The following is a 17762-nucleotide window of genomic DNA, read 5'->3' on the forward strand; positions in this document are numbered from 1 at the left end:
TTTTCAACGATGGCGCAACCCACCTAGCAAAAGTTGATGAACAGGTTTCACTAATGCGGTTAAATCATATTTGCAATCTTTCATCACCCAGTTTGTGACGACTTCGTCAAGTGTGCCAAAGATCATTTGGCGGGCAAGACGAGTGTCTAACTCTTGGAAAAAGTAGCCCTTCTCTTTTCCTTCCATTAATAGCTCATCGAGAAGGTTTAAGTAACCCTTTAGAACTTCATTTATTTTTAAACGAAGCTCTGTATTTGATTGACGGAGCTCCAATTGGGTGACAATGGCTAATTTATGATCAGCGGCAAGCTGTTTAAAGTGCATGTTTACAAGGATTTTTAACTTTTCTTCTACATCAGTGGCTTCGTTCATTTGCGAACGAATTTTATCAACGAACCTTCCCATTTTTTCTTGAAACAATGAAATGAGAACATCTTCTTTATTGTTAAAATAAAGGTAAATCGTGCCATCAGCTACTCCGGCTGCTTTTGCGATTTTTGATACTTGCGCTTGATGGTAGCCATGCTCGGCAATGACTTGTACTGCCGCATCGATTATTTGGTCATATTTTGGTCCTTTTTTCTTTCCCACAGTCATCTTCCTTTCAGAATGAATGAGTATTCATTCATGATTCTTATTTTAATCGATGACCTGGAATCTGTCAACGCCCCTTCTTTAACTTGATTGTTTTATCCCTTGTTTTTTCGTTTCCTCTTCAATAAGGACTCGTTTTAATACTTTTCCGACCATCGTTTTCGGTAGATCATCTCGAAACTCATATTTCCGCGGGACTTTATATGCGGCAAGATGGGTTCTGCAATAGTCGTTTAATTCTTTTTCTGAGACGCTTTCTCCTTCTTTGACGACAATAAATGCTTTAACAGTCTCCCCCCGATATTCATCTGGAACCCCTATGACTACCGCTTCTTGCACTTTGGCGTGAGCGTACAGAACCTCCTCTACTTCCCGTGGATAAATGTTAAAGCCGCCGGCAATAATCATATCTTTTTTCCGGTCAACAATATAAAAATACCCTTCTTCATCTTTATATCCCATATCGCCTGTATAAAGCCAGCCGTTTTGCAAGGTTGCGTTCGTTTCTTCTGGTCGATTCCAATATCCTTTCATTACCTGCGGGCCCCTAACGACAACCTCACCGATTTCACCTGATGGTAAGCTTTCGCCGGTTTCTAATGAGCGAATGTGCACGTCTGTATCCGGCCATGGGACACCAATGCTTTGGTCCTTTCGCTCTCCCCATACGAGATTGCAGTTGGTTACTGGCGATGCTTCCGTTAAGCCGTATCCTTCCACAAGGCGACCTCCTGTAAGCTGTTCGAACGTTTGTTGAACCTCTGCTGGGAGAGAAGAAGACCCACTGATACAGGCCTCAATGGAGGAAAGATCGTATTTCTTCAGGTCTGGGTGGTTAATGAGCGCGATATACATCGTTGGCGCTCCTGGGAACATCGTAATCTTCTTTTTATCAATCATTTTTAACACTTGTAATGGGTCAAATCGAGGAACAATATGAAGCTCTGATCCTGTCATCAATGTCAAGTTCATCGACGTTGTCATGCCATACACATGGAAGAATGGCAATACAGCTAACGTTCGCTCTTGCCCATCGCGCCATTTGTACATCCATTTTCGGCACTGAATCGTATTGGCTACTAAATTGTAGTGGGTGAGCATTACACCCTTGGCAACCCCTGTCGTTCCTCCAGTATATTGTAGTAAAGCTAAATCTTCCTTCGGATCAATTCGGACAGGGGTTGGATTAGTTGAGCCTGATTGTGCCATTGGAACGAAACGATGAACATGGCTACCATAGCCAATTTTTCCTTTTGGCTTCGGCTTTTGGATAAACGGATAAATCATATTTTTCGGAAATGGCAAATAATCCTTGATAGCGGTTACAATTACGTGTTCAAGTGGTGCTCCCTCTCTCGACTTTATGACCCGTGGATAAAGGACATCTAAACAAACGATAAAACGGGCACCAGAATCGATCAGCTGATGATTCAACTCCCGTTCCACATAGAGCGGATTCGTTTGCACAACAACCCCACCGGCTACCAATACTCCATAGTAGGCGATCACAGCTTGCGGGCAATTCGGCAACATAATGGAGACACGCTCGCCCTTTTGTAATCCTAGTTGTTGCAAATTAGCGGCAAAACGTTGGACCTGCTCATAAAACAACTGATACGTCATCGTTTTTCCTAAAAAATGTAGCGCTACGTGATGAGGGTATGTTGTCGCTGCCTCCTTTATTAAATCATGCAGCGTCTGATTCGGATAGTCGATCGTATGGGGAACTTCCTTCGGGTACGCGTTAAACCATTCTCGGTTCTCTACATCAACCAAGCCGATTCCTCCTTATCCAACCCCTCTCTTTCTAGCATTCCTCTCTTTCTCCATTCTAATGAATAATGATTCATTTTTAAATAGTTTTACTGAAATTTTTTTATTTTCATATAGAAAAAGAAAGATGCTGCACTCCGCACCTTTCTTTTTCAGTTTCATTTATCTGTTTAAACGCTACAAAACTTTAGGGATTTGAGTAATCAGTAAGGCTATGCTTAGAGCAGCTGGGTGCAGACCGAAACTCCCAAAGCCCACTGGCTGAAAGGTCACTTTATTCGTTGCTCACCTTTTGTTGCTCTGCCTTTTTCTTTTCCTCTTCGACTAAGACGCGACGTAATATTTTCCCGACGAGGGTTTTTGGTAGCTCTTCACGAAACTCATAAAGTCGTGGCACTTTGTATGCCGCTAAATGTTTCCGACAAAATGCATCTAATTCTTCTTCTGAGACCGATCTCCCTTCTTTTAAGACGATAAATGCTTTCACCGTCTCTCCGCGATAAGCATCTGGTGCACCGATCACAACCGCTTCTTTAATGGCATCATGCTCATATAAAATTTCTTCAATTTCCCTAGGGTAAATGTTGAAGCCGCCAGCAATGATCATATCTTTTTTCCGATCGACAATGTAAAAGTAACCATCTTCGTCCATATACCCCATATCGCCTGTTAAAAACCAGTCATCTTTAAACACTTGGGCCGTCTCTTCTGGTCTGTTCCAATAGCCTTTCATTACTTGCGGACCACGAACGGCAAGCTCGCCTACTTCGTTGACATCTGCAGGCTCACCCGTTTCCGCAGAAATGATCATAACATCTGTATCTGGCCACGGGATGCCGATGCTTCGTTGCTTTCGTTTCCCCCAAATCGGTGTCGCAATCGCTACAGGGGACGTTTCCGTCAGCCCATACCCTTCTACTAGCTTCCCTCCAGTCAACTGTTCAAATTTTTGCTGCACTTCAAGTGGAAGCGGGGCAGCGCCACTAATACAAGCTTCAACAGATGTTAAATTATAGTCCTGTATGGATGGATCGTTAATTAATCCTACATACATCGTCGGTGCCCCTGGAAATAAAGTGACTTTATGCTTTTCAATTGCTTTGAGAACGTCCTTCGGGTTAAATTTCGGTAAAATCACCATTTTATACGCATTCATGATCGCTAAGTTCATACCAGCGGACATCCCATAAACATGGAAAAACGGCAGGACGCAGAGTATGACTTCTTCTGCACGCTTCGATTTATACATCCAATGGAGCCCTTGAATCGTGTTGGCGACTAAATTGGCATGGGTTAGCATAACCCCTTTCGCTGGTCCTGTGGTTCCTCCCGTATATTGGAGCAGGGCCAAATCATCTGTTGGTGAGACATCCTCAGATGGCTCCGTCGTCACTCCTCCTTGGAGGAACTTTTTAAACGAAAGGGTATTTTCATTATACGTAATGTCAATTTTCATTCCTGTTTGCTTTTTTTGGACAAATGGATAAAGGACGTTTTTCGGAAATGGTAAATAATCTTTAATACTTGTGACAATGACATACTCTAATTGGGTTGCTTTTCTTACTTTTGACACTCTTGGGAACACGAGATCCAAACAGACAATGACTTTTGCTCCTGAATCAACTAATTGATGTTCCAGTTCTCGCTCAACATACAAGGGGTTTGTTTGCACAACGACGGCCCCGATCATTAACGCTCCGTAGTAACTAATAATCGATTGGGGACTGTTGGCTAGCATGATCGCCACTCGATCCCCTTTTGAGATACCTAGCGTTTTTAGCTGATTGCCAAATTGCTTCGCTTGTTCATACAGCTCACGATAGGTCATTTCCTTTCCGAGAAACTGAACGGCAATATGTGACGGGAACTCCTCTGCTGCTTGCTTTAAATACGATTGCAACGTCCTTTCCTCATAGTCAATAGAATGGGGAATTTCCTTCGGATAACTCTTCAACCAAACTCGATCAATTGTCATTGTCTCCTCCTCCTTAATTCCTAATCTCCTTCCCTATGTGTCAGTCTCCTCTCCTTCTATTGTATTGTAATCGCTTACAATTTTGAATCAATTTTTTCAATTTCCATTACTTTTCGTTTCGAAGGGGCCTTTTTTTAGGCGGCCAAGGACAATTGAACGTACGAAAAACCGGATCTACTATCGAAAAAATCGTTGAATCATCAAAAAGATCCTTCGAGAAGGTCATTTACCTAATACTTAAATCATGAGAAAAACGCCCTTTTGATCGATCAAAAGAGCGTTCTTTCTAACTGTTATTACATAATTGGAGCTGATATGACTCTTTTTCAAAAGTAGCACCGCTCATTATACAGCAAAAAAGATCATATAGATGACACCTGCAATAAAAAACGCCGCACAGCAAGCATAGAGGATTTTCATTAGTAACTTCACCGTTTGTTCGCTCCCCTCTTAACCTAAGCTAGCTCCGATAACATACGATAGCCCGACAGAAAGCACCATTGCAATGAATCCGACGGCCTTGTTTCCATTTTTGATCTCTTCATCTACTTTAAAGCTTGGGGTCAAAAACTCAAACATAAAATACCCAAGGAGTAGAAGCAAAAAACCTACAGTGCCCCAGCTAAGCATAACGAGTAACGTATCTGCTTGCTCTATCGAATGGCGAAAGATGTTGGCCACGCCAAAAATTTTTCCACCAGTTGCCATCGCCACTGCCACGTTTCCCCGTTTAATCTCTTCCCAGTTTTTATATTTTGTAACCGATTCAAAAATGGCTAAAAACACGATGAGGGCGAGCACGGCAACGCTATATGCGCCGGCCACCCGCACAATCTCATGTTCAAATAATCCTTCCAATCCTCTCGCCTCTTTTCTCGTCGATCATCGCAATTCGACGACGGTATTCCCGAGCCCGCCTTCATTTGCCCCGCCATCCCTTGCTGATTTGACATGAGGATGACGCTTCAGGAGGTCCTTCACACCTTTTCGTAACGCACCTGTACCTTTTCCGTGAATGATGGAGACTGATGCGTATCCTGCTAACAACGCGTCATCTAAATATTTTTCCACCTTGAGCATCGCTTCTTCGTAACGCTCCCCGCGAAGGTCAAGCTCAGGCTTGACGTGGTGATCACTTCCTCTTATCGTTGCTAATGGTTTCGTCTCGACAGGCTGTGGTCGATCAATAAGTTGAAGATCACTTGCCTCCACCTTCATCTTCATGATCCCCATTTGCACTTGATATTCTGCTTCACTCACTTTTTCCACGATATGACCTTTTTGGCCGAAGCTAAGCACTTTTACTTCGTCACCTGGTTTGAATTCTCGTTTCTTCTCTGCTGTTCGTTTCACTTTTTTCTGCTGTTTTGTCAGCTTTGGCGCAGCCTCCTCCAAATGCTTTTTCGCATCGATGATTTGGTGCTCCTTCACTGAGACTCCTTGCTTTTGCAAATCACGGAGCTCGGAGATGATGACTTCGGCTTCCTCTTTCGCATCTTTCACCGCTTGCTCGGCTTGCTGTTCTGCTTCAGCTAAAATTCGCTCTTTTTCCTTTTCAAGATCATCTAATTTTTTCTGAAGATCGAGTCGGAGCTGTTCTGCCTCCTGTAAAGCTTTCTCGGCCTCTTCCCAGTCGCTTTCTGCTGATTTTTGACTTTGTTCGAGAGAAGCGATCATGCTTTCCACTTGGCTTGCATCCTCATCAATATGTGCCTTCGCCTGCTCGATAATTTTCTCTTCTAATCCTAGTCGTTTTGAAATGGCAAACGCATTGCTTCGCCCAGGAACCCCAATCAGCAAACGATAGGTTGGAGAAAGCGTTTCAACGTCAAATTCTACACTAGCGTTCATGACCCCTTCTCGATTATAGGCGTACCCTTTTAGCTCACTATAATGGGTAGTGGCAACAATACGTGCCCCGCGGCGGTACACGTCATCAAGGATAGCGATTGCGAGTGCCGCTCCTTCTGTCGGATCCGTTCCCGCACCAAGTTCATCGAAGAGCACTAAGCTTTCATGATCTACCTTCCCTAAAATGTCAACGATGTTCGTCATGTGTGAGGAAAACGTGGACAAGCTTTGTTCAATCGACTGCTCGTCCCCTATATCGGCAAACACATGTTTAAAAACTGCAAGCTCCGATTCTTCCTCCGCCGGTACGTGCAATCCAGATTGAGCCATGAGGGTTAACAGTCCGATTGTTTTGAGCGTAACCGTCTTTCCTCCGGTATTGGGTCCTGTAATGACAAGGGAGGAGTAAGAATGCCCGAGCTCTATATCGATTGGGACAATTTCGTCATCAGGGATGAGCGGGTGTCTCCCTTGCTTGATGAGCAAGTAGCCTCGGTTATTCAAAATGGGCTGTGTGGCGCGAATCGCCTTCCCATAGTGTGCCCGTGCCATAATAAAATCCAACTCAGCAAGAACGTCTACATTGACGAACAGATCGTCCACGTGCTCCGACACTTGCATGGATAACTCGGATAAAATCCGCTCGATTTCTCGCTGCTCCTTTGCCTTCGCTTCCCTAAGCTGGTTGTTGATCTCGACAACCGCCTGAGGCTCAACAAACAATGTGGCACCTGACGCCGATTGATCGTGGACGATCCCACCAAATGCCCCGCGATACTCCTGTTTCACTGGAATCACGTAGCGATCATTGCGAATCGTCACAATGGCATCGGATAGCATTTTAGCTGTATTAGAGGAGCGTGTAATCCCCTCGAGCTTTGAGCGGACATTGGCCTCGAAACTACGGATTTGATGACGCAATGTTCGCAGCGTCGGACTAGCCGAGTCCAGAACGTGTCCATTATCATCAATACATTGCTTGATCGCTCGTTCCAAATCCGTAAGTGGGACGATTTGCCGAGCAAACTCCCCAAGCAAGGGAAGGTCGGCCTCCTCCTCCTCAATCATCGTCTCGATGAATTTTTTTAACTGCCGGCCGCCATAAATCGTGCTCGCTACTTCCAGTAGTTCTGAGGCATGCAGTAGGCCACCGATCTTTGCTCGTTTAAGGTGAGGTTTAATGTCAAAAATCCCACCGAGAGGAACATGTCCTTTAAGCCGTAGCATGTTGGCGCCTTCTTGAGTCTGTGCCTGCCAGAGCTTTACTTTATTAAAATCGGTTGACGGTGTTAATTGTTCAACCTTTTTCCGACCAAGGCTAGAAGAAACATGCTCCAGCAATTGCTTTTTCATTTTTTCATATTCTAATACGCGTAATACACGCTCCATGTTGCTACTCCTTTCAAGTACACCTATGGCTGGTGCCGTCGTAAAAAGGCGCAAAATCGTTCAAGGGGCCATGTGTTGATGACCGTTTCTGGACGAATAAGACCTTTTCTGGCAACCCCAACACCGTACTCCATATAAGAAAACGTTTCTTTTGTATGTGAATCCGTATTAATAGCCATAACAACGCCTTGCTCTTGTGCTTTTTTAAGCGCCTCAGAATTCAAATCCAACCGATTTGGATTAGCGTTTAATTCGAGGGCTGTGTTCGTCTCTTTCGCAAGCTCGATCAGCATGTCCACATCAACATCATAACCTTCCCGCCGGCCGATCAGTCTCCCAGTTGGGTGGGCAATGAGATCAACGTGATGATTCACAAGGGCTGTCTTCAGTCGGTCCATAATTTTTTCACGGGGCTGGGAAAAGGACGAATGAATGGAAGCAATGACGAAATCTACTTCTGCCAATATGGGATCCTCATAATCGAGGGTGCCATCTGGCAAAATGTCCATTTCAATCCCAGTGAAAATCGTAAAATCATCATATCGCTCATTTAGTTCACGAATTTTTGCGTGTTGTTCTTTTAAACGTTCCTCCGATAAGCCATTTGCCACCCGCAAAAATTTCGAATGATCGGTGATCGCAATATATTCATACCCTCGTTGTCGAGCGGCTTCGGCCATTTCCTCAATCGAATGAGCCCCATCGCTCCATGTCGTATGCATGTGAAGGTCTGCGCGAATGTCTTCAAGGGTGACAAGAGCATGAGCCTCTTTAAACAGCTCCACCTCTCCTTGATCTTCGCGGGCTTCTGGCGGGATGTACGTTAATCCAAAATGTTTAAAAAACGCCGATTCATCGGCAAAGGTTTTTACGTCCCCTGTCTCCGTGTTCTCCACCCCGTACTCGCTAATTTTTTCTCCACGGGCTTTCGCCAATTGCCGCATCTTCACGTTGTGCTCCTTAGATCCGGTAAAATGATGGAGCGTCGTCGCAAAGGCTTCGTCCTTAACGAGACGGAAATCAACGGAAATAGGATAGTCATATTCCAGTTCAACCGATACCTTTGTATCACCACTCGCAATCGTTTTGCCCATGTGCTTTAGCTGTAGCAGCTGTTCCCGCACGGCTTCTGGATCATCCGTGGAAATGATGTAATCTAAATCTTTTACCGTCTCTCTCATCCGCCGCAAGCTCCCAGCACGTGAAAAGCGATGGATGCTGTCCATTTCCTTGAGCTGCGCTTCAATCTCCACTGCAATTGGGAGGACAAAGGCAATAGGAAACCGTTCAGGCTTGTTCGATAATTCGGCAATCGCGGCTAAAATTTTTTCTTCAGACTTCTTCCCAAATCCGGCTAATTCGCGAACGTTTCCTTGCTCACATGCCTCCTTTAATGTAGCAAGATCAATCACCCCTAGCTCTTGATAAAGTTTGGCGATTTTTTTGCCACCCAAACTCGGAAGCTGGAGAAGCGGGATTAGGCCAGCTGGAACGCTTTCTTTTAATTCGTGCATAAGCGAGGATTCCCCAGTCTCTTTTAAGTCGAGAATCACTTCGGCCGTTCCTTTTCCGATTCCTTTTAACGTAGCCGGATCCTCGATCTCATCCAATGTTCGTTCATCTTGTTCGAGTGCAAGAGCCGCTTTTCGATAGGCGGATATTTTAAACGGGTTTTCCCCTTTAAGTTCCATATAAATGGCGATTCGTTCGAGTGTGCGAATCACATCTTTTTTGTTCATCGTCATCGTCCTTTCTTTCCTCCTCCATGATACCGAGTTTGCCCTATCAAAATCAAACGTTGCTCTCCGTACTTATCCGAGTTTTTATTTAGAAAAACTCGGTTAGGGCTAATTCCTATGGTGAAAACCGTTGTGTTTCTTAAAGTGCAAAAAAACTTCTCTTTGTCGTAAAGAGAAGTCCTATTCCAATTACATTGGGTTGTTAATCCACAAGTTGCGAATAAACTCAGATAAAAATGGTGTATGGTTCATGATAAACTGTGCGACTAACGACTGGTTTAAATGAGTTTGCACCGTCTCGATCGGCAGCAATGCACCAACATAGAGGAGAACAAACATAATTAAATACACTTCAACAAATCCGAGAATGCCCCCGAGCCACCCGTTAACCGAGCGCAATATCGGCAAATGGGTTAAAAAGTCAAGCATCGAGCCGACGATGTGCAATAATATCTTTGTTCCAATGAAAAGAAGGGCAAACGCAATTCCAGAATAATAGACATTTTCAAAGTTAAACGCTTCAATCAACATCGTCACAGGGCTGTCTGGTGAAAATTGAGGGTATGGAATCCATAAACGAATGTAGGTAGCAACTGGAGCATAGTATTTGTAAGCTACAAAAAACGCAGCAACGAAGCCGAGGAGATGTACGAGCTGTAAAATCAATCCCCTCCGCTTTCCGATAAAAAAGCTACATAGCAAAATAAACAATAAAATCACACTAAGCATTTTTTTCGTCTCCTGTTAATCTCTGCTGTTCTAAATAACGAATGTACTCTTCCAATTTTTTTAAATCATCCATCACATTTACGGCCGTTAATACGGCTAGTCTCGTTGTATCTAAGTACGGATTAACCTTCCGTAGTTCACGCATTTTTGCATCAATTTCAGCGGCCACTTCTTTCATGTATTCGGGACTATCATAGCCAGCAACCGTATACTGCTGTCCATAAATCGAGACGGTGGTACGCTGCTTTTCTCTTTGTCTCTCTTTCACCGAAAAGCCTCCTATTCGTCAAATCACACTATCAATAAATCTACATTCTATCATAACACGAAGCGCTATGGATGAAAACAGACATTGTAAAAAGGTGACAAATTCCTTAGAACTTTGTCGCTTCAAGCTTCTTGCCCCCTTTTTTTTGCGATTTGACATTTTTTGATAATGTTATAGAATGGATGGGCCCTTCGTCATGAATCGTAGCACCCTTCCCTTAGGTTTTATATCGGCACGTTTAAAGGATTTTTTGGTAGCAAGTCATTATAAAAGCAAAGTTTTTTGTCAAATGTTGGCGTAGCATAGCAAAATTGAAAGGATCATAGCGAAATACTTATCAACATATAGATACGGTCAAAATCCACATTGGCTTCGTGTATGGTCCACCTTTTCGTTCACACAATTCCCTAATGATTTGTCCAATACTTTTCTTGATCTTACCATGAAGCGAGGATTTTTTTACCATGCTAAAAGCTTTCTGGAGCCCCTGGTAGCCAGACCTTTCAAAACCAACAAAAACAGGCTAAGCGACTCTTAACTTTCGCTTAGCCCTTTTCTTAGCCACTGCTCATGAGTTGGAATATAACTGTCACTGCTTGGAAAGCAAAGCTGATCCCAAATCCGATTAGGACTAGGCCCGCCCCAATCGAAAGCCATTTGATAAATTTCTGATTCAAAAATTTCCGTCCGAAATGGACAGATGTGGCAACCGTTAAATCCCACAACGCGATTCCAATAAAAATAAAACTACTATAAAGCAATGCGTAACTTGAATGTACATTCGTTAAAGTGGTGGTTAAAACCGAACCATAAATTCCAACCCAGAAAACTATATTTAATGGATTAGAAATAGCAATTAAAAATCCAGATAAGAAACAACGCCACTTGCTTACTGATTGGATTCCGTCTGAAATGATGACATTTTTAAATGCATCTCTAATACTTTCATAGCCTAGATAGCTTAAAATAGCGAATCCAAAAACCCATAAGATAAATTGAGCTAATGGAGCCGTAAGAAAGCTTGAGATTCCTATATAAATTAGGATCATTAAAACAACGTCGGCCGACATTCCACCGAGTCCTACCGCCCAGGAATGCCAGAACCCACTTTTGATTCCCCTTTTGATCATTTCAACATTAATTGGCCCAACGGGTATAGAAAGAGCTAGGCCTAATACAATATAGCTTAGTAGATTCATTGATTATTTTTTCTCCCTGTTATTGGACATCTCATTACACTTTCCTCATTTGTTTCAGGTAACACATATTGTTTCCACTCTCTGCTATCAGGGTCGCCGTAATCTCCGATATCGGGATGACTAGCAATCTTATCATACTTTTTTAATCTCTCGCGAATTACTTCTCTTACTTTTCTACCCTTTGCTGTATCTCCTGTTATATCATCTAAAGTACCCCTGGGTTGCATCGTTATTTCTAACCCATAAGGTGTATAACGACTTTTTCGATCATTATAGAAAGGTGCACGACAAACTAAAAAAATGGGTTCGCCTGCAAAACAAAACTCCCATTTAGGATCGTTTGGATCGTTTGGTATATCTGGAGGCCAGACACTTGGATCATTGACATTTAAAAAATTGATTACATTCCAGAACTGTTTTTTATAGTCTTCTGAAACTCCACCTTCTATGGGTTTGAAAAATAATACAAGTGTTGTACGTTTTCCAATAGATCTATAACTTTTTATATATTCATAAACCGCATTTTTTACCCTATGTAACTCTTTTTCATCATAAGCTGACTCTGCAAAAATATAACGTATAAGTCCATTTTTTTCCGCTTCAACAGCAAAATAACACGGATATGGCTCAGTTACATCTAGCAAAGAACGTCTAAAATCATAATATGTTCTTACCATCCATTCTTCTAATTCCCCATTCCCAATACAGTCAGCCAATTTTTCTTGATCTAACAAACAGCCAACTTTCAACAAAACAATCAACTCCTATATATGATTAATATTGTTAATTAATCCATATTATATCTTTAATTTAAATTTTATTCAATATCATAATTCATAATCATTTATAATTATTAATCAAAGTAAGAGGATCTAATATTTAGATCTGTTCACAGCATCAAGGGAGAGGGTGTGCAATTTGAAGGTTGCTGTATAAAACAATTGCTGACTTGATATTATTAGGTTTCTCTTTTTTATTACTAAATTATACCATATATCAAAGGACTAACACGATTTTGTCTCATCATTTAGTATCCATTCTTTCAAAAAAAGCCAGCCTGCAATGAGGCTGACTCCTTCTCAATGATTATCCACGTAAAACAGCTCCAGTTGATGCTTCGAGCTCTTTTAAAATTTGCTCGTGAACCGCTGTGACCTCTTCATCCGTTAATGTGCGCTCCGGATCAAAGTAGGTGAGGGAGAAGGCAATGGACTTCTTCCCAGCTTCCATATGCTCTCCTTCATAGAGATCAAACAGATAAACATGTTTTAGCCATTCGCCGCCGTTCGCCTCAATCACTTGCTGCAATTGGGCCGCTGTTACGTTCTCGTCAACGACAAGGGCGATATCACGCGAGATCGCTGGGAAGCGAGGAAGTGGTTCATAGGCGACCTCAGTCCCTTCCTCTGTCAACAGGGATTCTACATCTAATTGGAACACGTACGTTTCTTTTAAGTCTAACTCGCTTTGTCGCTCAGGATGAATCTGACCGGCAAAACCAACGGCTCTACCATTTACTTTTACGTTTGCCGTTCGCCCTGGATGCATCCCTGGCTGCTCCCCACGTTCAAACGTCACCTTTTCTGATAAGCCTAACTCTGCGAACATTCCTTCAAGAATGCCTTTTACGACAAAGAAGTCGACGGCTTTTTTCTCTCCTTGCCATAAATGCTCCGTCCAAAGCCCAGTCAATGCACCTGCAAGCATTTCTCGTTCCTCTGGCTGTTTTGTTAACGTTTCTTCCTTGCTTAAAAACACAGATCCGAGCTCGTAAATAAACAACGCTTCTTGCTTTCGGTTCAAGTTGTATTGCACCACATCAAGCAAATGTGGCACTAAGCTCGTTCGCATGGTGCTTCGCTCTTCACTCATCGGCATGGCTACACGAATCGGTAAGTAATCTTCATTTTCCCCTTGAAGTCCCTTTGCCTTTTCTTCACTCGTTAATGAATACGTCATCACTTCAAATAAGCCTGCCCCTTCTAAATACCGGCGAATTTTTCGACGCTTCTGTTGATAGTCCGTTAAACCACCACGAGTTGTTCCTCCTACCGGGAACGTTGTCGGGATGTTGTCATAGCCATATAAACGGGCCACTTCCTCAAATAAATCTTCCTCGATTCGAATATCGCCTCGTCTCGACGGGGCTGTTACTTCGAACGTATCGTTTTCAACCGTATAAGCAAAACCGAGTCTGTCAAAAATCGCTGCCACTTCATCGTGAGAAAGTTCCATACCAAGACGTTGATTCATGTGGGGAAGATTCAAAGAAACGACTGGTTCTTCAATCGCAAGCTCGCCAGCTTCGACGACACCACCAACAACGGTGCCTCCAGCTACTTCCGCGATGAGTGTGGCCGCTCTTGCCGCTGCTTCCCTCACCCGTTTCGGATCAACCCCCTTTTCAAACCGTGAGCTTGAATCACTCCGTAGTCCCAGATCCCGAGAGGCTTTCCGCACCGTAGCCGGATCAAAATAAGCCGCTTCAAGGAGTACCGTTGTAGTATCTTCCTGCACCTCAGATGTAGCTCCCCCCATGACACCAGCAATGGCCACAGGATCACGTCCATTTGTAATGAGCAGGTGGTCTGCTTGTAACGTCCGTTCTATATCATCTAGAGTAACCATTTTCTCTCCTTCTTTTGCAAGGCGAGTGACCACTTTGTTTGATCCTAAGCGATCGTAGTCAAACGCATGAAGCGGCTGACCGTATTCAAGGAGAACATAGTTTGTTACATCGACGACGTTGCTAATCGGACGAATGCCAGCAGCAATGAGACGATTTTGCAGCCATAAAGGCGATGGTCCGACTTTCACATTTTTAATAATCGTCGCCCCGTAATACGGGTTCTTCTCGATATCTTCAATTTCAACCGATACATAATCGCTTGCTTGACCATCAGTTCCACTACTTTCGGCAGTAGGCCAATGAACCTCTTTGTCGAAGAGCGCCGCCACTTCATAGGCCACTCCGTACATGTTTAAACAGTCGGAACGATTCGGCGTCAAGTCCAACTCAAGTACTTGGTCATAGCGATTGAGAGCTTCCAAAGCGTCGCTCCCGATTTCAACGTCGTCTGAAAAAACATAGATGCCGTCAGCGAATTCTTTTTGCACAAATTTATTTTCTACGCCAAGCTCCTGCAATGAACAAATCATCCCTTGGGATAGCTCACCGCGAAGCTTTGCTTTTTTAATTTTAAAATTACCCGGGAGAACGGCTCCAACCTTGGCGACAGCCACCTTTTGACCCGCTGCGACGTTTGGCGCACCGCACACAATTTGTACAGGCTCTTCTTCCCCAATCTCTACTTGACATAGGTTCAATTTATCTGCATTTGGGTGCTGGCGACATTCAAGGACATGGCCGACGACCACCCCTGTTGCTCCTTGATTTAAGTCATGAATGATGTCAACCTCAATCCCCCCGCGCGTCAGCTTTTCCGCTACTTCCTCTGCGGAAATACCGTCAAGATCGACGTATTGCTTTAACCATTGATAGGATACTAACATGTTTGAATTTCCCCCTTACACTCGCTTGAATTGTGCCAAGAACCGGCGATCATTTGTATAGAAGTGGCGAATATCATCGATACCGTATTTCAGCATGGAAAGTCGCTCAACTCCCATACCAAATGCAAAACCACTATATTCATTCGGATTAAAGCCACTCATTTCAAGGACGCGCGGATGAACCATCCCAGCGCCTAAAATTTCAATCCAACCTGTTTGCTTACAGAAGCGGCACCCGTCCCCGTGGCAAATTCCGCAAGAGACGTCCACTTCAACAGACGGCTCAGTGAACGGAAAAAAGCTTGGGCGCAGACGAATGGAGCGCTCTTCCCCGAAGAATGATTTAGCAAAGGCTTGGAGCACTCCTTTTAAATCACTCATACGTACCCCATGGTCGACGTAAAGACCTTCGATTTGCATGAATTGGTGAGAGTGTGTCGCATCATCGTCATCGCGGCGAAACACTTTCCCGGGACAAATGATTTTAATCGGCCCTTTTCCTTTATATTTTTCCATTGTTCTCGCTTGAACAGGGGACGTTTGTGTACGAAGCAGCAGTTCATCCGTAAAATAGAAGGAGTCTTGCATATCACGGGCCGGGTGATCCTTCGGTAAATTTAACGCCTCAAAGTTATAATAATCGGTTTCAATTTGTGGTCCTTCCGCAACAGAGAAGCCAAGTCCGATGAATAAGTCTTCCACTTCTGTGATCGTCGCAGTTAACGGATGGGCCCCCCCTTTTAATACTGGGCGACCTGGTAAGGTGACATCGATTGTCTCCTCTTGAAGCTTACGGTGAATCTCCGCTTGCTCCAAAGCTTCCATTTTGGACTCAATCGCCTTTCCAATCGCTTCACGAACGTCATTTGCCAATTGGCCAATAACTGGACGCTCTTCTGGTGAAAGCTTTCCCATGCCGCGTAGCACTTCCGTTACGGGCCCTTTTTTTCCTAGGTATTTGACACGAATCTCTTGCACCACTTTTTTCTCTTGTGCCTGCTCAATTTTTTTGATCGCGTCATCACGCAACGCCTCTAATTGTTCTCTCATGTACCATATCCTCCTTTAATACCAATCGAATGTTAGGTTAAAGCAACAAACGTTAAGGCCAAGTTTAAAATGATGGCAGCTCATCCTTTATAGAAATTAAACTTTTCTGCAAGTGCAAAAAAACCTTCGTTCCCAAACAAGGGACGAAGGTTTCGCGATACCACCCTAATTGATGCACAAACTGAGTGCATCCTCTTCATTTCCATAACGGCTGTTGCCGGGATCACCTTAACAAGCTATGCGCTTGTGTTCCAGTGCCTGCTCCAGAGCGAATTCAGCTGTCCTTTCCATCGAGGTGCTTTCAGTCGCTGGCATCTCGTCCCTGGTTGGTAGGGTTCAGCTTACTACTCTCTTTCCACGCATTTTCATACTATTTGGATGTGTCTATTATAGTGAAATTCACTTGAGGTTGCAACTCCATTTGGCGCCTAATCTCGCAAATAATAAAGGAGAATTCCTGTTGCCACCGCTACGTTTAACGACTCAGCCTTCCCGTAAAGAGGGATGTACAAGTTTTGATCAGCTTTATCCAATAGCTCTGGCTCAACACCTTCTCCTTCATTTCCCACTAGCAAAGCAAATCGCGCTTGCGGCTCAATCGCTGTGTAAGTGCTTCCTCCTTCTAAGGCTGTTCCGAAAACAGGGATTCCGGCTTCTTTAAATTGATCCACCCACCCGTGAAGATCTCCTTTAATAACCGGTAAGTGAAAAATCGAACCTTGGGAAGCGCGAACTACTTTGCTGTTGTAAATGTCAACACTCCCCTCACTTACAATGACAGCCGACATCCCTGCCGCATCGCACGTCCGAATCATTGTTCCCACATTACCTGGATCTTGAACGTGATCAATGCAAAGAAACATCCCTTCTAACTCTTGAAAGCTAGGCTCGTCTGGAATGTGACAAATGGCCGCGATCCCTTGTGGTGTTTTTGTTTCTGTTAAATCAGCCATGACCCGATCGCTGACGAGGATAACGTCCCGCTCATCTACATGCCAAGCGGTCGGGAGAGTCACCGATTCAGTCACTAAAATCGTCTCAATCGTAATAGTGGATTTTAATGCCTCCTCCACAAGATGATATCCTTCGATCAGAAACTGTCCTGATTGATCCCGTCCTTTTTTTGTATGTAATTTTTTCCATTTTTTGACTAGTTCATTTTTCGGTGAATCGATTTGTTTCATTCTATACTCCTTTTTTATCCGTTTGTCCACATCTTACCCAATATTTTCGTTATAATCCAGACTTCAATCAGACATACTAATCTCGAACGACCATTTATAAAGCTGAGGTGATCAAAATGAATTTTAATTTACGTCAAGCAATCATGGCAAACATTCAAGGAAGTAACGAACAAGAGGTTGAAGCAACGATTGTTGACGCCATTCAAAGTGGTGAAGAAAAAATGCTCCCAGGTCTCGGTGTCTTATTCGAAGTATATTGGAAAAACTGTAACGAGCAGCAAAAAGACCAGTTGTGTGAACAAATTAGTCAAGGCTTACAGTAACGCGCTCTCGCCTCTCCATGAAGCATATCATGGGAGGCTTTTTATTTATAGAGAGGGCACCATTCCTCTCATCGTCTATTCTCTCCATGTTGACGATGAAATAGACCTCACGCACGGAGAGTGGGCACAGATACCAAATGAGTCACATACCATAAGTAAAAGATAGCTACCATCA

At 43.6% G+C, this 17762-nt stretch carries 14 protein-coding genes, 1 pseudogene and 1 other annotated feature; of the genes and pseudogenes, 1 reads left to right on the forward strand and 14 read right to left on the reverse strand.

All coding sequences use genetic code 11. The features are described 5' to 3' along the window. Positions 1–3 precede the first annotated feature (3 nt). The 14 genes and pseudogenes from FED51_RS15765 to FED51_RS15825 form a co-directional block, all read right to left on the reverse strand. Positions 4–591 carry a fatty acid metabolism transcriptional regulator FadR gene (locus tag FED51_RS15765; protein WP_010899246.1) on the reverse strand — a complete coding sequence of 196 codons (588 nt, stop codon included), beginning with the start codon at positions 589–591 and terminating at the stop codon, positions 4–6. An 84-nt stretch (positions 592–675) separates the two neighbouring features. Further along, positions 676–2370 carry an AMP-binding protein gene (locus FED51_RS15770; protein ID WP_010899247.1) on the reverse strand — a complete coding sequence of 565 codons (1695 nt, stop codon included), beginning with the start codon at positions 2368–2370 and terminating at the stop codon, positions 676–678. A gap of 271 nt (positions 2371–2641) precedes the next feature. Further along, a complete protein-coding gene (locus tag FED51_RS15775; protein ID WP_010899248.1) occupies positions 2642–4342 on the reverse strand; it encodes a long-chain-fatty-acid--CoA ligase in 1701 nt (566 codons plus the stop codon). 450 nt (positions 4343–4792) lie between these two features. Continuing rightward, a complete protein-coding gene (locus FED51_RS15780; RefSeq protein WP_010899249.1) occupies positions 4793–5200 on the reverse strand; it encodes a DUF350 domain-containing protein in 408 nt (135 codons plus the stop codon). Positions 5201–5224: 24 nt separating this feature from the next. Continuing rightward, complete coding sequence (locus tag FED51_RS15785) at positions 5225–7582, reverse strand: endonuclease MutS2 (protein WP_010899250.1); 2358 nt, start codon at positions 7580–7582, stop codon at positions 5225–5227. A gap of 23 nt (positions 7583–7605) precedes the next feature. Continuing rightward, positions 7606–9321: a DNA polymerase/3'-5' exonuclease PolX gene (gene polX / locus FED51_RS15790; protein WP_010899251.1), complete on the reverse strand. Its 1716-nt coding sequence runs from the start codon at positions 9319–9321 to the stop codon at positions 7606–7608. A gap of 189 nt (positions 9322–9510) precedes the next feature. Then, the gene (locus FED51_RS15795; RefSeq protein ID WP_010899252.1) at positions 9511–10050 is read right to left on the reverse strand and encodes a CvpA family protein; all 540 of its coding nucleotides are present in this window, start codon (positions 10048–10050) and stop codon (positions 9511–9513) included. Beyond that, on the reverse strand, positions 10043–10318 hold the full coding sequence (gene zapA, locus FED51_RS15800; RefSeq protein ID WP_010899253.1) for a cell division protein ZapA: 276 nt from the start codon (positions 10316–10318) through the stop codon (positions 10043–10045). The genes FED51_RS15795 and zapA overlap by 8 nt, the downstream gene beginning before the upstream one ends. A 329-nt stretch (positions 10319–10647) precedes the next feature. Continuing rightward, a pseudogene (locus FED51_RS21430) lies at positions 10648–10760 on the reverse strand (IS200/IS605 family transposase); the annotation flags it as partial. A 115-nt stretch (positions 10761–10875) separates the two neighbouring features. After that, on the reverse strand, positions 10876–11517 hold the full coding sequence (locus FED51_RS15805) for a LysE family translocator (RefSeq protein WP_134228535.1): 642 nt from the start codon (positions 11515–11517) through the stop codon (positions 10876–10878). After that, positions 11514–12278: a YqcI/YcgG family protein gene (locus FED51_RS15810; RefSeq protein ID WP_412733915.1), complete on the reverse strand. Its 765-nt coding sequence runs from the start codon at positions 12276–12278 to the stop codon at positions 11514–11516. Before FED51_RS15810 ends, FED51_RS15805 begins: the two co-directional genes overlap by 4 nt. A gap of 325 nt (positions 12279–12603) precedes the next feature. Further along, entirely contained in the window at positions 12604–15030 is a 2427-nt protein-coding gene (pheT, locus tag FED51_RS15815; RefSeq protein WP_053430548.1) for a phenylalanine--tRNA ligase subunit beta, read from the reverse strand. 15 nt (positions 15031–15045) lie between these two features. Continuing rightward, positions 15046–16080, reverse strand: coding sequence for a phenylalanine--tRNA ligase subunit alpha (gene pheS / locus FED51_RS15820; RefSeq protein ID WP_053430547.1), 1035 nt, complete (start codon positions 16078–16080; stop codon positions 15046–15048). A gap of 136 nt (positions 16081–16216) precedes the next feature. Continuing rightward, positions 16217–16447: a binding site (T-box leader), on the reverse strand. 61 nt (positions 16448–16508) lie between these two features. Then, positions 16509–17264, reverse strand: coding sequence for a TrmH family RNA methyltransferase (locus FED51_RS15825; RefSeq protein WP_010899256.1), 756 nt, complete (start codon positions 17262–17264; stop codon positions 16509–16511). Between the two features lie 116 nt (positions 17265–17380). Here FED51_RS15825 and sspI point away from each other — a divergent pair, with 116 nt between their 5' ends. Next, positions 17381–17587, forward strand: a complete 207-nt coding sequence (sspI, locus tag FED51_RS15830; protein ID WP_010899257.1) for a small acid-soluble spore protein SspI — start codon at positions 17381–17383, stop codon at positions 17585–17587. Positions 17588–17762 lie beyond the last annotated feature (175 nt).

Source organism: Halalkalibacterium halodurans, assembly GCF_005671335.1.
Classification (GTDB): domain Bacteria; phylum Bacillota; class Bacilli; order Bacillales; family Bacillaceae_D; genus Halalkalibacterium; species Halalkalibacterium halodurans.

Coding starts and splice junctions, on each gene's coding strand:
- sspI (WP_010899257.1), top strand. CDS start 17,381: ATGAATTTTAATTTACGTCAAGCAATCATGGCAAACATTCAAGGAAGT.
- polX (WP_010899251.1), bottom strand. CDS start 9,321: ATGAACAAAAAAGATGTGATTCGCACACTCGAACGAATCGCCATTTAT.
- FED51_RS15805 (WP_134228535.1), bottom strand. CDS start 11,517: ATGAATCTACTAAGCTATATTGTATTAGGCCTAGCTCTTTCTATACCC.
- pheT (WP_053430548.1), bottom strand. CDS start 15,030: ATGTTAGTATCCTATCAATGGTTAAAGCAATACGTCGATCTTGACGGT.
- FED51_RS15825 (WP_010899256.1), bottom strand. CDS start 17,264: ATGAAACAAATCGATTCACCGAAAAATGAACTAGTCAAAAAATGGAAA.
- pheS (WP_053430547.1), bottom strand. CDS start 16,080: ATGAGAGAACAATTAGAGGCGTTGCGTGATGACGCGATCAAAAAAATT.
- FED51_RS15775 (WP_010899248.1), bottom strand. CDS start 4,342: ATGACAATTGATCGAGTTTGGTTGAAGAGTTATCCGAAGGAAATTCCC.
- FED51_RS15785 (WP_010899250.1), bottom strand. CDS start 7,582: ATGGAGCGTGTATTACGCGTATTAGAATATGAAAAAATGAAAAAGCAA.
- FED51_RS15795 (WP_010899252.1), bottom strand. CDS start 10,050: ATGCTTAGTGTGATTTTATTGTTTATTTTGCTATGTAGCTTTTTTATC.